Origin of the sequence: Caldicellulosiruptor obsidiansis OB47, from assembly GCF_000145215.1 — a bacterium.
In the GTDB taxonomy this organism is placed as follows: domain Bacteria; phylum Bacillota; class Thermoanaerobacteria; order Caldicellulosiruptorales; family Caldicellulosiruptoraceae; genus Caldicellulosiruptor; species Caldicellulosiruptor obsidiansis.
In genome coordinates, this window is sequence record NC_014392.1 from 181,057 (window position 1) to 197,091 (window position 16,035).

Below are 16,035 nucleotides of genomic sequence, written 5' to 3' on the forward strand. Positions count from 1 at the left end.
CGAATAATAATATTAATACAAAGGGCTGAGGTTTTTGCCACAGCCCTGATTTTTTTATCTTATGAAATTAGTTCTTACCTTTTCTTCTTTTTCAGGTGCCACTATTTTTCCTTTTCCATTTTCAATAAGTTTCAAAAGCCATGCCATGTTTTTGCCAAGCACTCTCATAATCTGAACACCTTCTTCATCTTGCAAAACTTCACCTGGCAGAGTGCCGTGAATAATGTTCCAGTAGTTTGATGATGCAATCAGCATCTCTGCATAGTTTAGGTATTGCATAAGCTGCAAAAAAGCTTGTGTTCCACCAGAACGTCTTACTGCAACCAGAGCTGCACCTACTTTGTGGCGCAACAAATTTCCATTTGCACCAGAGACATAAAAGGCTCTGTCCAAAAATGCTTTCAGTGTAGCTGAAATTGAAGAGTAGTGAACAGGAGAACCCAAGATTATTCCATCTGCGTTTTTCATAAGCCCAATCCACTCGTTTACCTCATCATCAATTACGCATTTTTCGTTTTTGTTTTTTGCACACATACCGCAGGCAAGACAACCCTGAATCAATTTATCACCAACATGAACAATTTCAACCTCTATTCCTTCTTTCTCTAACTCATTTGCTACTATTTTAATAGCATGATATGTATTTCCTTCTTTTCGCGGGCTCCCATTGAATGCAACAACTTTCACTTTTAAATCACCTCATGCTCATAGTCTCAATCTTTTAAATATCACTATACTCCTTTGTCTTTTAGCAGTCAATATTCTTCTTCACTTTTCACAATATCATCTTATCATGTATGTGCAAATCAAACAAATTTAAACAAGAAGGCATATATTTTTTGTAAAAGGTGCTTGACAGGGTAGTTTTCATGTTTTATAATGAAATTAATCGCAAATGAGCATAAATGATTAAATTCATTCATCAAAATGAGCACAAACGAAAGGTGAATAAAATGTTTGCAGAGGAAAGAAAAAGCAAAATAGCGCAGATGATAAAAAGTGGGCAGAGCGTTAAGGTTTCAGAGCTTGCAAAGTTGTTTGGTGTATCAGAGTCTACTATAAGAAGAGATTTGGCTGAACTTGAAACTCTGGGTGTAATAAAGAGGACTCATGGAGGGGCTGTTAACAATTTTCTAACCTCTTTTGAGCCTTCATTTGCAGAGAAAGAAGACAAGTTTGCAAAAGAAAAGGAGTACATAGGGAAGCTTGCAGCAAGCTTTATTCACGATGGTGACACCATCATCCTTGATTCTGGAACAACAACCCAATACATTGCACGAAACATAAATGCAAAAAATATAACTATAATAACCAACTCAGTAAATATAGCATACGAACTTTCGAACAATGAAAATGTTGAAGTGATTGTAACAGGAGGAGTTATAAGAACAAAAACAAAAGCTCTTGTTGGAGACATAACGCAAAGCATACTCAGACAATTTAGGGTTGACAAGGCTTTTGTGGCAGCAAACGGAGTGTCGATAGAATTTGGAGTTACAACGCCAAGCCATGTTGAAGCTGCTATAAAAAGAGCAATGATAGAAAATGCAAAAGAGGTGTTTTTGGTTGCAGACAGTTCAAAATTTGGTCAGGTTACTTTTTCACTCATATGTCCTGTACAAAGGTTTGATTATATTATAACTGATAAAATGGATGAAGAAAAAAAATCTGAATATGAAAAACTGGGTGTGAAGGTCATAACGTAAAATTTTAGATTTTGAGGTGGGATAAAATTGATTTATACGATTACCCTAAACCCAGCAATGGATATGACAGTATACATCGATGTTTTAAAAAAAGGTCAAGTAAATAGAAGCCATTATTGTTTGATGGATGCTGGTGGTAAAGGTATTAATGTCTCAAAGGTTATAAAAGCACTGGGTGGGCAGTCAATCGCTCTTGGTTTTTTAGGAAATGACAACAAGGATTGGTTTTTGAAATATTTAAAAGACATGCAAATTGATTTTGATTTCATTTTTGTAGATGGACTTACACGAACAAACATCAAGATTGTTGAGACAGCGCAAAAGGTTTATACCGACCTCAATCAAAATGGTTTTGAAGTGAAGAAGAAAGACATAAGTCTTTTGTTTGAAAAAATAGATAGGATAGCAAAAACTGATGACATCTTTGTGCTCTCAGGAAGCCTCCCGCCAGGTGCAGATGAAGATGTGTATGTAGAGCTTATAAGAATGCTAAAACAAAAAGGTGCAAAGGTTATATTTGATGCTGACGGAAAAGCACTTGAAAGGGGGATTATAGGAAAACCAGATGTTATAAAGCCCAATATCCATGAGTTTAAGTGTCTTTTTGATGTTGATGAAAATGATTTAAATTCTATTGTAAATTCAGCAAGAAAGCTCATAGAAAATGGGATAAAAAAAGTTTTGATTTCAATGGGAGCAAAGGGTGCAGTTTTTGTCACAGAAAACTTGGCATTGTTTGCAAAAGCAGCTGAGGCTAAAGTAAAAAGCACAACAGGTGCAGGTGATTCAATGGTTGCAGCTATTTCTTATGGGCTTTCACAAAATATGGATGATATATCTATTTTTAAACTTTCTTTAGCATGTGCAGCAGCAAAAGTTTCAAAAGAAGGTGTGAAGCCACCTGAGAAAAATAAGATTGAAGAGTTTTTGGAAAAAACAAAATTAGAAAGGCTGGGAGAATAAAAATGGATGTAAAAGCTTTGTTTTCACCATCACGAATGAGTTTTGATTTGCAGGCAAAAACAAAAAAGCAGTTATCGAAGAGCTCATCAAGCTTCTTTATAATGATGGAAAAATATCAGATAAAGAAAAGTTTAAAAAAGCGGTTATGAAACGTGAAGAAGAATTTTCGACAGGTATAGGTATGGGCATTGCAATTCCTCATGGGAAAGATAGCTCAGTTTTAGAACCTTGTGTTGCATTTGGAGTTTCAAAAAAGTTTGTTTTTTTAAATATACATTGCCTTAGCTTTTTCTTTTCAAAATAATTAAAATGTGGTATTTTAAATATATAAGTTATTTTACAGTAAGGAGGAGAATTTTGAGTTTATTTAAAGATTTTTTGAAAGATTCCTTTTTGTTTACTAAAAAGTATTATGGCTATGTATTTGGTATCATAGCTCTATCATTTATTTTTCTTCTCATATCATTTGTAATTTTACTTATAGTTGGTATTTTACTTGCATTGATTATGGGCGTTGATATGTCAACAATTTCTTTATTAAATGATGTTGAAGTTTTTCGTTTTTTAAGTAGCAAATTTGTTTTATACCTAATTTTGATGGTAATAATTTTTATCATATGGATATTTTTAATTTTGGTTTTTATCCAGTACCCTTTTATGAAAACCTTTATTGAAATTACAAGAGATAGAGATGCAAACAAAAGTGCTTTTAAAATTTTCTTTGATACTATGAAAGAGAAAAATTTTTCGATAGCTTTGAAAATGATTGCGCTTGGATTTTTACTGGCACTCATTTTTGGTGCTATCTTTGGAATAGGTATTTTATGTATTGTTTTTGGCATAGCTTTGAAAAACCTTGTAGGACGTATATTATTGCTCATAGTTGGTGTTATTGGCATTTTGCTGGGGATTTATATATTGTTAAGATTGATGTTTGCCAATATGATTTTGATAGACAGAGATACAGGAGTTGTGACAAGTATTAAAGAAAGCGCAAGGCTTACAAAAGGCAAAGTTATATTTGTTTTAGCAGTACTAATTTATAACTCACTTATATCGGCAGTTTTCCAAATACCGGTGTATATTTTTGATACAATGTTCAACCAAAATTATCAATATAATATATTCTTTATTGTTTTAAGTTTGGCAGGATTTATTTTTTACCTTGTAGCAATTCCTTATCTTATTGTATTAAATTACCTACCATATAATGTTTTAAATGTACATTCTGCAAATATTCAAAATGGTTCGGAAAAATCTGATGATTACATCCTTGGATGATGAATTTAAATTTTGAGTTTTAAAGAATGAACTAAAAAGAGCTGTACGTTTCTCTTTTGTGCAGCTCTTTTTTGCATTCTCTATAGAATAAAACTTAAGTTTTAATTTTTTTGCAGTCTAAATTGCAATGTTAAATGTAACGTTTTTTAGAAGGAATTGAGAATTGAAAATTGATTATAACAACAATCATGTATGATATTAGTTGCCAACATATTCCAGCTTCTCTGCAGTAAGAGTGGAACTTTTATTTTGTATATTCTTTTTTTAGATAATACACTCTACACCTCTACTGTAAGTATTTCTAACATCTTTAAAATAATCTATTGCTTTAAAAGAAAATGATTGCAAGTTTTATTTTGAAGTTTTAAAATTAAAGTTGTTTTTTATAAATTCAAAAGAAAATTAAAATCAGTATGACAAATTTCGACAATCTACAAAATGGGTATTAATAAATTAGGAAAAGAAAATTAGTTAAGAGGGATAAAATATGAGTACAGAAAAATTTTTAAAAGATGAACTAATAAGTGTCATAATTCCCTGTTATAATGAAGCACAAAATATTGAACAAACCCTTAAAGAAATTTACGAATATTTCGACGAGTCTGTACCCGAATATGAAGTAATTGTAGTAGTTGAAAAAAGTACTGATAATACCTTAGAAATAGTAAACTTATCAAAAAACCAAAGAACAATTGTATTAGAGAATGCCAAAAAATTTGGTAAGGGATATAGCTTAAAAAAAGGTATATATTTTGCAAAAGGACAATACATACTTACTTGTGACGCAGATCTTCCTGTGGATATAAAAAAATATTTTCTTCCTATGTTAGAACTACTAAAGAAAAATGAAAAGGTCGGTGCAGTTTTTGCAACTGCCTTGGCTATAAAAACATGCAGGAAGGAGAGAGGTTTTGTAAGAAGTATTGTTTCACTGATATTTTTTGTTTTGAGACAGTTGTTTTTACAATTACCTGTGAGTGACACACAATTGGGTTTTAAACTGTTTAGAGCAGATGTGCTAAGAAAATGCTGTGAAAAAGTTAATGAGAATGGATTTTTGTTTGATTTGCTATTAACAGATTTGATGTTAAATGCAGGATATCAAATTGAAGAAATAAATGTAAAAGTTGTAGAAAGAAAAATCAAATCTTCTGTTTCTGTCGCTGAAATAATAAAAACTACTTATAAGTTTTGCAAGTATGTATTGTTTACGCGATCAAAATTACTTAGAGAATGTACAGATAAAGTTATGATAAATGATAAAAATAAAAGCGTAAAAGCATCAAGTATCTGAACATTATAGGTGGGGATAAAGTGAACGAGCGGAAAAAAGAAATTGTATATATTGTTCTTGACTTATTCATTGCTGCCATTCCATTTTTGTACATTACCTATCTCTATAGGTTAGGGGTTGCAAATTTGGAAAGTTTGAAGGAGGTAGTATTTGCTAATTCGCTTTTGAGTACTGTTTTTTATATTTCCAACATTGTTATGTTTCTCAAAATAGAATATAATGTCAGTTTTTGTACAACTTTTAAAGTAATAAGCATAATTTCATTAATTTTGGGAATTATATTGTATATCTTATATCCATCTTATGGATGGGCAATAAGTATACTTTTGTTAATAGACAGTTTTGTTATTTTTCTAAGAGGAACTATGTTGATTGAGAGAAATTACATAAAAGGGGCTTTAATTAATTTTTTGTTGCACACAAGTAGGTTTGGGATATTAATATTGTTTCCTTTAAATGGACTTTTGACAAGATGGATTGTATCAAATATCGGTGGATATTTGCTGGTATTGGCAGCGTATTCATATTTGATAAAATGGATTTTGAAAGGAGAAAACAAGAATAGCTTTGCAAACATAAACATTAATGAAATTAGAGAAAGAGCTTATTATTTATTTTTTGTGATGATGATTTTCGTAATTCAAAATATTGATCTATTAGCATTAAAGGGAATGAACTTTTATAACTCGCTTGTTTTAACAAGGCCGTGGGGAACAGTTACTTATGTTGTTACAGTATCGATTGGAAATCTTGTTTTGATTAATAAAAAAACATATCCCTATTGGATTTATCTAACTGTGGCATGGGCTGGAATTTTCATTGGTTATATTTCATTGGGGGGATATATAAATTACTATCTTTTCAAAATTCCATATTCATTTAATTTGAGTATATTACCAATTTTATTTTACCTTTTAATGGCTACAATATTATTTGTAAATTACTCAAATTACATAAAAAAGAAACAATTAATAATTGAACCATTGTGTTTATTCATATTAATTGGAAGTTTAAAAAATAAAGTTTCATTGGTGAGAGAATTAAAATTTGAGGTATTAATTTTGATTTTAATATTTTTAATAATTTTTCACGTGTTTATGACTTTTTTATATTCAACTTATAGTAAGTGTAAAGAAAAATATAAAATAACAAGTTAAATATTGCGAGGGGAAGAAATGAAGACTATTTTAGTGTTAACACAAAGGGATATATATCATAAAAAAGCTGGTGGTGCAGAAAGATACTTATTTAATGTGCTAAAAGGTTTGAGTAATCATTACAAAATCACGTGTCTATGTCAAAATGATGGTACTCAGAAAGATTATGAAGTGTATGATAATATAACGTTTATTCGGTTTAAAACTAATTTAATTAGCCTAATTTTCAAAGCAATGTTCTATTATAAAAAAAATAAGGAAAGTATTGATTTAGTAATTGACCATACAAACACGCATCAGTTTTTCACTTTTTTATACGTTGCGAAAAATAAGAGATTATTAATAGTTCATCAGCTTGCACTTGAGATTTGGGAATATTATTTTCCAATGTGCATTGGTAAGGTGTTCAAATTGCTCGAAAAACTCCTTTGGCGTCTTTCATCTGGAATGGCAGTAACAGTTAGCCAGTCAACCAAAGGGGATCTGCAGAGGTTTGGGTTTAAAGAAGAATTTATATGGGTTATAAAAAATTCAATAAGGCACAAGTACATTTCACTTCCACCGGCAGAGAAAGAAGACTATCTTGTTAGTATAGGAAGATTAGTCCCGTATAAAAGGTTTGAGGATGCGATTTATTTAGCAAAGAAGCTTAATAGAAGAATATATATTATAGGAGAAGGGCAAGAGAGATATAAAAGAAGATTAAAGAATTATACAAAGAAAATTAAAGCGGATGTGGTTTTCACTGGATATGTTACTGAGGAGAGAAAACAAGAAATAGTAGAGAAAGCCTATATGCACATTTTTCCGTCTATTAGAGAAGGATGGGGGCTTGTGATAAGCGAAGCTGCTAACTTAGGGACACCTTCCTTAGTATACCCTGTTCCTGGCTGCCTGGATGCAACAAATTACGGAAAAGCTGGTTTTGTGACAAAGAGGATAGGGAAGGATTATTTGTTGGAAAAGTTTCTAAGTATTGATAGGGAAGAATATGAAAGGATGAGAATTTGTGCATTTGAATTTGCTTCACAGCTAAACTATAATAAACAATGTGAAGAGTTTCTACAGGTTATACAAAGCATAATAGAAAATACATAAAGGGTTGGAGCAATTATGAAGCTGGGAATTTTAATAACAACATATAATGATGGAGATATTATCTTAAGATGTTTAGATTCTATCTATGACCAACTTGACAATTTAAATTTTCCAGTTTACGTTGTATGTGTTGATGATGGTTCAGATTCACCTCTTGCATATCCTCATTTTGATATTCTAAGGACTGAGCACAGGGGAAGAAGCTACGCAAGGATTGAGGGTCTGAAAAAAATTTTGGCTGAAAATTGCACACATTTCTTATTTTTAGATAGCGATATGGTCCTTCCACCTGGCTTTCTCAAAAAGTTGCAGACAGTGGTGGAAAATTATGACATTGATGCCTTCATTATCCCTGAAGTGGCTTTTAGTAGTTATAACAATTTTTGGACAAAAGTTAAAGTCTTTGAGAGGAACTTATATAAAGTAAATTATTGTAAAGAGAGCGGGAATATTGAAGCAGCCAGGTTATGGAAGTTATTTTCTTTTCCGGGGTTTGTTGAGGGGTTGGAAGCATTTGAAGAGATTCAGCCAACAATATTGGGTATTAAAAAAGGTTTAAAGATTATAAAGACCGAGGAGATTTTTATCTATCATGATGAAAAGAAGGTAACCTTACGAGATTTATTGAGGAAGAAAAATAGCTACTTTTGTTGTATGCTTGAATCAGGCAAATGTTCAAAATGGGATATAATAAAGAGGTATTATTTCTTCCGTCCCCATCTTTACCATAAGGAAAATTTAAAAAAATACATAAGACATCCTGTTTTAACAATTGGAGTTATATTGATGTACCTTGTATTGACACTAAATTTTCTTTGGGTGAGTATATCCCAAAATTTTATTAAAAAAAGGAATGATGAAGAAATGAGAAGAAGAGAGAGGAATATTCTATATAAGATAAAAAGAAAGAAGTTTTTGACAAAAACAATTTTAGTTGCCATAATTATAGGAAGTCTTATATTATTAGGGTGGAATACCGTTGTAAAATCAAGCAGTTGGTTTAAATCCATAATTATAGAGAACATGGACTACAACTATGGGAAAGATTCAAATAGTATCCAGCCTTATGCACCTAAAAAAACACATCCTAAAGGAAATTGAGCTGACATTTTTTAAAAGCAAATGAACGAGGGATAAGGATAAAATGAAACAAGAAGAGGTATTTCAAAGGCAAAGGAAGTTAGCAAAGGCTATTTCATTGCTTGCTGTAATAGCAATCATCCTGATAGATACAAAGAATATTTGGTTGAATAATGGCTTTATTATCTTCAGTGATCTTGACTTTAGTGGAATTAACGACAAAAGGTATATTGAAAGAATATGGGGGGTATTCAATCGACATTTTTCTTCAACTAATTTCTTCAATTTATCTCGTTTGTTTTTTATAATACCTTTTTATGTATTAAATTTTCTGTTGTCATTTTTTTATAACCAGGCAATGCTTAAGTTGATAATTTTATTTTGTTTGCTAATATCTGGCATAGGTATGTTCCTATTATGTGAATATCTATTGATAAAAACTCTCAAGGGTTTTCCCGATTATGTGCATTATTTTGGATTAATAATACCGAGTGTGTATTATGCATTAAATCCATGGGTTATATTCAGAATTCAGCATATATTTCTTTTGAGTGGGTACAGTGTATTTCCGCTTATAATAAAAGAATTTTTGAGGTTATTCGAAATAAAGATTTTTAACTTTCAAAAGGATATTGAAGAATATCAACAAAGAAGAAGAGTTACAAAAGAGCATATTATTATAGATGAGAAAATAAATCTTAGAGACTTCTTCAAAATAGTTTTGTACTCCATGATTGGTTCTGCAGCTATTCACTATTTTTTCTTCTACATCATTTTTCTTACTATACTATTTATAGGGATTATACTAAGAATATGGAAACTGAATAGGTATTCTAAAGCTATACTTTTGTTTTACACAAGAAAATACTTTACAATGATTATTTTGATGATAGTTGGAAATCTGTATTGGTTTTTGACATATTCGATAGCGCTATTATTTGTCAATATTGAACCTCAAAATGTGAATGTAGTTGATACACTTCAGTTATTTTCACGAAATAGTTCTGTACAGAATGTTCTATATTTAATTTCCTACTGGCTTCCATTTTTTAACTTAGAAATGTTTTTAGACAATATGTTTTGGATTGCTGGAGGAGTCTTCCTTCTCATAATTGCATACATAATATTTTATCGCTTTGGGTGGCATTTTTATGTAAGACTTTTCACTATAGTAACAAGTTTGGTAATTTTACTTTCTTTAGGAACAAATGTTGACCCCTTAGCTGATGTATATGTTAAGGTAGTAACAAACATTCCGGTAATAGGTCATCTCTTTAGAGATCCTAACAAAATTGTAGGTATACTGGCTTGTTTTTTAGCTATAATCCTGGGTTTTGGAGTAGACAGAATAGTATTTTTCCTGTTAAATGCAGGCTTTGGCAGAAAATTTGCAGTAGCTTTTGTTTTAGTCATGTTGCTTTGTTTCTATTACTATCAAAGACCAGTTAAAATTTTCTACATCGATAATTATTACAAGGGTGTGCCAATTCCTAAAGAATATAAAGAAATAAGCAAGTATTATACAAAAGATGGTAAAATATTGTGGATACCTACTATGGACAATATGGTACTTTTGAATGGCATATCTGCTTATAAATGGAATGTGAACAATGAAATGCCTGGTTCAATGAAGGCGGTTGGGGATTTTCATGTATATGCTTCTTCCAAAAATACAATATTTCAACATGAAAACAATGTAGGAACAGTTTCCTATTTTTATTCTTATTTACAGCATCTATTGGATAAAGGTGGAACTGACAAAATAGGCAGATTATTAGAGCTTACAGGTTTCAATCAAGTGGCTTATCACAGAGATGTCCAAAATCAAGAAGAAAGACAAAAATTTAATCTTTTTGTTCTGGAAAAACAAAAAGGAGTTAAGCTAAGAAAGAAATTAGGGTTTATTTATCTTTACGATGTAGAGAAGAATCCAAATAACACAAAATTGGATATTTACAATACCAAAGGATTAAACCATTTTATTCAGCTCTTTGATTTTGAAAATATATTAGGAACAAAAGGATATAACATAGTCTGGTCTCAGGGGAAAAGAGAAGAGTTTGACCTTAGAAAGGTAAACTTAGTGGTAGGCGATAGTAGATTTGATATTTTTCAACAGATTATCCCTGAGAAATATATAATTTCACTGTTTGACAAAATAAACACAGGAAATCCGTATGTAGGCTGGGCTAAGTCAATGTGCAAAGAGTCAGACTGGTTTTGGATTCACAAAGTAAACAGTTTAAATCGTCTGCCCTGGGATTATGATTATGGTAAGGGATTCATATTCACGTATACACCCTATACAGTGGAACTTCCTCCATATAAGTTAAATAAAAATGTTGGGGAGGTTATTCTCAACTCCAATGATATTGTGAAAACAGATTTTTTTGAAATTGACAAAGAGGAGACAAATTTTAAACTCGAGATTACAAAAGATGTAATGGGCAATAGCATCTTAGCAGCGGAAGTTGCCCCAAAAAAATTTATTGGTAATGTTTTCTGGAAAATTGCAAGGTCAAAACTTATGTCAATAAAACCTGGGTTTATAAGTCTTCGAGCAGTAGTTTCCGGTGTAAATGCTGGAAAAGTTCATTTTAAGCTCAAATTTTTCAATCAGAACATGAATGAATTAGGAGTGGTTTATGGTAGTGTTCCTGGAGAAGTAGCTGAATTTAATAAAGCACTTATAACTGCTAATGCTGTTGTACCACCTGCAACAAAGTATATGAGGGTGGAGCTTTGGTTACTTGAGGATCAAAAAACTCCGGTATATTTTTGGATTCATGACTTTGAGTTGAGATATTTTTCGAGCATTTCATCCAATGAACTGAGAATAAAAGTTCCTTCATATATTAAAGGGGAATACCATCTTTACGTGAGAGCTTTAGTGAATGAGAATGGTGGAAAGGTTAAAATCAATGATACCAAAATAAATTTAAAAGGTGATGAGAACCAGTTTAAATGGTTGTATGTTGGTAAATATACCAGAGACACAATTATTATAAAACCAGAAGAAGGGTTTGTACTTTTGAACCTTCTTTGTGTTTTACCTGATTGGTTACATAAAGAAATTCAAAACATGGATTTGAAGAGTAAACAAGCAATAGTGTTGTTTAGCAATGAATTTACATTAGAAAAAGGTTATAAAATTAAAAATTTGGAAAATTATTATCTTCATCCAAACTTTGTTGACAGTCAGTTAGACATAATAACTGAAGGGATTTATACTAAGAAAATAGATATATTAAGAAATGATCACTATAAATTATATTTTATAGGAAATATTACAAATAAAGTAGCAATAACATTGAAAAATAAAGACAATAAAGTTATGAGATTTGGATATTTGAAGTTTTTAAAACTAATTAACAATAACTTTAATGGTATAAGATTTTATGTTTCTAACAAGCCTTATTCGTATTTTTTGAATATTGAAAAAGAAGGAAATCCAAAATGGAATTCACAATTATACTATATTGATCTTGGTTTTCTGAAAAAGGGGCAATATATTTTGGAAATAAAGGTTGAAAATGGATTAAAATCTTTAACAGAACCTAATGATATCCATGTTTTACATCCAGAAGAGGTTAAGGTTAATTTAAAAGTGGATGACACTCTTTATATATTAATTTCAAATATTCTTCAAGAAGCTGTGACAACTAAGAAGAAAGAAAATAAAATTTTTAGCAGCAAGTATTCAGATATATACTCTGATAGAATTAAATACTGGCTAATTTATGGAACAAAACAAATAGAGTCAAGGAAAAATGAATTATACTATGTAGACTTTGATATTAAAACAAAAGGAATGGCAGAAGTTAGTGCTAAGATTTTATTTATGGATAAGAATAAAGTACTTTATGATAGTCAATATATAGACATATTTAACAATAAAGGACAAAGTATATTTTCAGCCAAAAAAGATGGTTTTGTGCAGATAGTGTTTTTTGTACGTAGTAATGGTAAAGAAGATGGTATGTTTGAATTGAAACAAATTAGATTTATAGAGATAAGCGAAATGAACAAATTCTCCTCGGTAGTGATTTTACCAAGTAATATACAAAAAGGTAGCAAATTGAATATATTGAATGAAGCTTATAATCCTCTATGGGAAAACAATGGTGAAAAAGCAAAACAAGTAAATATTTTCTTAAATGGTTTTTATAATCAAAGCAACAAATATACATTTGGGCAAAAAACACAGATGGCTTATGTGTTTGGTTTATTAGTATCAATTATATATATTGCAATGAATTTGTGGTTACTATTAATAAGGAGAAAATAAATACACTATTAAATATGCTTGTATACATGTATTAGAAAGTTAATTATTCAACAAGCTATTACGATAAAGAAAAGAGATATGTTGCCACCAATTCTCTTCCAGATTGTAAAATAATATTAAGTATGAGCTTAATAAAACATAACATACTCAAAAGAAAAGTGATTTGTTATCTCAAGAGTTGTATCTGTTTATCCTTTCCTTTGTGACTATAAGAGAATTTGGGAGATGGATTTAGCAAAAGATGCTTATGAAGAAATAAAAACATATTTCAGATTTAGAGACCCTCTGCACGAAAGAGAAGAAGAAATTTTTACAAAACTGGGTTACATAGATGTTCAGCACCTTGCAAAGTGGATAAAAGCAGAGGTTTTAATGGTGACAGGATTAATAAACACAATCTGCCTACCAACTACCTAGTTTGCAGTTTACAACAAGATACAATCCAAAAAACAAATGCTCATCTACCCTGACTTTGGCCATGAGACTATATTTGGGCTAAATGATAAGATTTTTATGTATTTTATGGAGATGCTAAAATGAATCAATTTCAAAAAAGATTAAAAACAAATGGCTGGGGTGCAGCTTAAGAAAAACTTGCCTCAGTCTTTTTTGTTTTCTAAAGTAGTATTTTATGGTATAATTATGACAAAATGAGGCTATAAAATGATTGTTTTGAAGCTTTTATATAAAAAGGGTGGTAGGGTTGAGATATATATTGTCGGTAAAAGACCTCTACATGGACTATGGGCAGGGTAATGTCCTCAATGGTATTAGCTTTGATGTAGAACCTGGCCAGATTGTGGGTTATATTGGACCAAATGGTGCGGGCAAAAGTACTACTATAAAGATATTCTTAGGAATTATTCCAAATTACACAGGCAAGGTAGAGATTTTTGGAGAGGACATTAGAAACAAGTATCTTTATAAAAAAAGGATTGGGTATGTCCCGGAAATCATAGAACTGTATGAAAGTCTTACTGCAATTGAATACCTGAATTTTGTCGGCCAACTTTACGGTCTTTCTGAGCGGCAGATAACAAAAAGAGCTATGAGACTCATTGAAATGTTTGATCTGCAAGAAGCAATTAATTCCAGACTTTCTACATATTCTAAGGGTATGAGACAAAAGCTTGCTATTGTCGCAAGCCTTATTCACAATCCGGACCTATTGTTTTTTGATGAACCACTAACAGGTCTTGATGCTAATTCTGCAACAGTCTTCAAAGAACTTATGAAAGAGCTCAAAAATGAAGGTAAAACCATATTTTATTCTTCACATATTATGGAAGTGGTTGAGAGAGTGAGCGATAGAATTATCCTTTTAAGTCAAGGGACAATTGTTGCAGATGGTCCATTTGAAGAACTTGCGCAAAAGCTCAAACAAAGAAATCTCGAAGAGCTTTTCAATCAGTTGACTGGCTTTACAAATCATCAGGATATTGCAAAGGAAATTGTAAGCATTATAAAGGGGGAAAGGGATGAGTAATAATAATTTTTTGGCTATAAAGATTTTAGAGATGTTCTCTGGCATGATTCGAAAATGGGGAATAAATTTTGATGTTGCAAAGACAATTCTTGTGTATAAATTCTTAATGTCAAAAAGAACTCTGCCGAGTTTTTCAAGAGCCTCTCAAATTGATAGGGTAACAAGAGTTTTTGTAGTTCTTATAGAACTAATTTTAGGTGTCATCCCGGCTATGTTTCTGCTTATTGATGCACCAATATTTATTAAATTTTCACTTAATATAGCTGTTTTAATGTTTCTCCTTGTTAGTACAATTATTTCTGACATTTCATGGTTTATATTGGACATAGCTGAAAAGAACATCATTTTATCAAAACCTGTAGATGATAAAACATACTCATTTGCTAAAAATTATTTTATTGTAGTTATGATTTTTTCAAAGACAATCCGAACCTTTATTCCATCTTTGATTTTAGTTTTATTCAAATACAATGTAGCTTTTTTCATTGTGCTTGTATTAATTTATTTTCTCCTGGTAATCTTTTCTTACTGCATCTGCCACTTACTTTATGCAGGTATTTTGGTTTATTTTGATGGTGAAAAGCTAAAGGATATAATTGTTAGTTTTCAGATAGTTTTTATGATTGTAGCAACTGCAGCTTATCAGCTTACTGGAAGAATAGTGCAGATAATCGGCAGCGTACACTTTGGAAAAGTTCAATATTTCTGGGTATATCTACTTCCTTCTTCGTGGTTTGCGGCTGTGTTTGAGGTTTTGTTTGGTAAAGGCAAGAATTTAGTATATGTTGCGTTGAGTATATTTTCGCTTATCATTACATTAGCAGTTTTGCTGCTTCAAATTTTTTACACAGGCAAGATTTTGGAAAAGAATCTTGTAAAACTCAACAGTGGGGAAGCAGAGGTAAAACCAAAAATTTACAAAGTGGGATTTTTGTCAAATCTTTTTTTGAGAAATGGTATTCAGAGAGCTTCGTATATCTTTGCAAAAGCACAACTTAAAAGAGACAGGACATTGAAAAGCATTATTTACCCTACTATTGCAACATTTTTGGTAGTTGTTATTGCACCGGCTATTCAGTTTATTTTCAATAAGTCTGATCATCAAAAGTCTTTTAACATTCAATTTTTCTTCTTGTATTCAATGTATGCTTTCATAATAGGCGTTATCAGTACCCTGCCAGCTATTCAAATTACAAGTAACAAGAATGCTTCATGGATTTACAATGCTATGCCCATTGAAAATCCATTTGATATAAAAAAAGGTGCATATTTAGCTTTTGTTTTCACAATTGTTGTTAGATTATTTATTTTGCTATCGTTTGGCATGTTCATATTTTTGAGAAATTCTTTGATAGACTATTTAATAATATTCTTTGTTCTCATATTTTTCTCAACTTTAATGTTTCCACTTGCAACTGCCCAAATGCCATTTTCACTCGATATCAAAGAAAGAGGAACAGGGAAAAAAGGCTCAGGTTTGACTTATTTGATGTATATGGCAATTGGTATAGGGTTAGGATTTGTTCACGGCTTGTTGCCGAAAGAATCCAAACCTATTTTTTTGGCGGGATTAATCGTGCTTGATACAATTTTGTGGATTTTAATGTTTGAAATGTCAGGTCTTTTCAAAAGCATAGATAATTCGGTGGCTAAACAAACATACAAAAGATTATAGTTTAAGG

Annotated in this window: 11 protein-coding genes and 2 pseudogenes; 12 read left to right on the forward strand and 1 reads right to left on the reverse strand. The window is 31.1% G+C overall.

Annotation, left to right across the window (positions count from 1 at the left end):
• Positions 1-54 precede the first annotated feature (54 nt).
• Complete coding sequence (locus tag COB47_RS00680) at positions 55-687, reverse strand: flavodoxin family protein (RefSeq protein ID WP_013289510.1); 633 nt, start codon at positions 685-687, stop codon at positions 55-57.
• A gap of 266 nt (positions 688-953) precedes the next feature.
• Here COB47_RS00680 and COB47_RS00685 point away from each other — a divergent pair, with 266 nt between their 5' ends.
• From COB47_RS00685 to COB47_RS00740, 12 genes and pseudogenes are all read left to right on the forward strand, one after another.
• Positions 954-1,706 (forward strand): DeoR/GlpR family DNA-binding transcription regulator, encoded by a 753-nt coding sequence (locus COB47_RS00685; RefSeq protein ID WP_013289511.1) that lies wholly within the window; start codon positions 954-956, stop codon positions 1,704-1,706.
• 27 nt (positions 1,707-1,733) lie between these two features.
• A complete protein-coding gene (gene pfkB, locus COB47_RS00690; RefSeq protein ID WP_013289512.1) occupies positions 1,734-2,669 on the forward strand; it encodes a 1-phosphofructokinase in 936 nt (311 codons plus the stop codon).
• Between the two features lie 2 nt (positions 2,670-2,671).
• Positions 2,672-2,931: pseudogene (locus tag COB47_RS12945) on the forward strand (PTS sugar transporter subunit IIA); the annotation flags it as partial.
• Positions 2,932-3,026: 95 nt separating this feature from the next.
• Entirely contained in the window at positions 3,027-3,950 is a 924-nt protein-coding gene (locus COB47_RS00700; RefSeq protein WP_013289513.1) for a hypothetical protein, read from the forward strand.
• Between the two features lie 487 nt (positions 3,951-4,437).
• The gene (locus COB47_RS00705; protein WP_013289514.1) at positions 4,438-5,244 is read left to right on the forward strand and encodes a glycosyltransferase family 2 protein; all 807 of its coding nucleotides are present in this window, start codon (positions 4,438-4,440) and stop codon (positions 5,242-5,244) included.
• 125 nt (positions 5,245-5,369) lie between these two features.
• A complete protein-coding gene (locus COB47_RS00710; RefSeq protein ID WP_237698939.1) occupies positions 5,370-6,401 on the forward strand; it encodes a hypothetical protein in 1,032 nt (343 codons plus the stop codon).
• An 18-nt stretch (positions 6,402-6,419) separates the two neighbouring features.
• Positions 6,420-7,499: a glycosyltransferase family 4 protein gene (locus tag COB47_RS00715; RefSeq protein WP_013289516.1), complete on the forward strand. Its 1,080-nt coding sequence runs from the start codon at positions 6,420-6,422 to the stop codon at positions 7,497-7,499.
• A 15-nt stretch (positions 7,500-7,514) separates the two neighbouring features.
• On the forward strand, positions 7,515-8,600 hold the full coding sequence (locus COB47_RS00720; protein ID WP_013289517.1) for a glycosyltransferase family 2 protein: 1,086 nt from the start codon (positions 7,515-7,517) through the stop codon (positions 8,598-8,600).
• A 1,054-nt stretch (positions 8,601-9,654) separates the two neighbouring features.
• On the forward strand, positions 9,655-12,867 hold the full coding sequence (locus tag COB47_RS00725) for a hypothetical protein (RefSeq protein WP_237698940.1): 3,213 nt from the start codon (positions 9,655-9,657) through the stop codon (positions 12,865-12,867).
• 168 nt (positions 12,868-13,035) lie between these two features.
• Positions 13,036-13,407 (forward strand): annotated as a pseudogene (locus tag COB47_RS12415) (acetylxylan esterase); the annotation flags it as partial.
• Between the two features lie 163 nt (positions 13,408-13,570).
• Entirely contained in the window at positions 13,571-14,353 is a 783-nt protein-coding gene (locus COB47_RS00735) for an ABC transporter ATP-binding protein (RefSeq protein WP_013289519.1), read from the forward strand.
• Complete coding sequence (locus tag COB47_RS00740; protein WP_013289520.1) at positions 14,346-16,028, forward strand: hypothetical protein; 1,683 nt, start codon at positions 14,346-14,348, stop codon at positions 16,026-16,028. Before COB47_RS00735 ends, COB47_RS00740 begins: the two co-directional genes overlap by 8 nt.
• Positions 16,029-16,035 lie beyond the last annotated feature (7 nt).

Coding starts and splice junctions, on each gene's coding strand:
- COB47_RS00685 (WP_013289511.1), top strand. CDS start 954: ATGTTTGCAGAGGAAAGAAAAAGCAAAATAGCGCAGATGATAAAAAGT.
- COB47_RS00705 (WP_013289514.1), top strand. CDS start 4,438: ATGAGTACAGAAAAATTTTTAAAAGATGAACTAATAAGTGTCATAATT.
- COB47_RS00715 (WP_013289516.1), top strand. CDS start 6,420: ATGAAGACTATTTTAGTGTTAACACAAAGGGATATATATCATAAAAAA.
- COB47_RS00720 (WP_013289517.1), top strand. CDS start 7,515: ATGAAGCTGGGAATTTTAATAACAACATATAATGATGGAGATATTATC.
- COB47_RS00725 (WP_237698940.1), top strand. CDS start 9,655: ATGTTTTGGATTGCTGGAGGAGTCTTCCTTCTCATAATTGCATACATA.
- COB47_RS00740 (WP_013289520.1), top strand. CDS start 14,346: ATGAGTAATAATAATTTTTTGGCTATAAAGATTTTAGAGATGTTCTCT.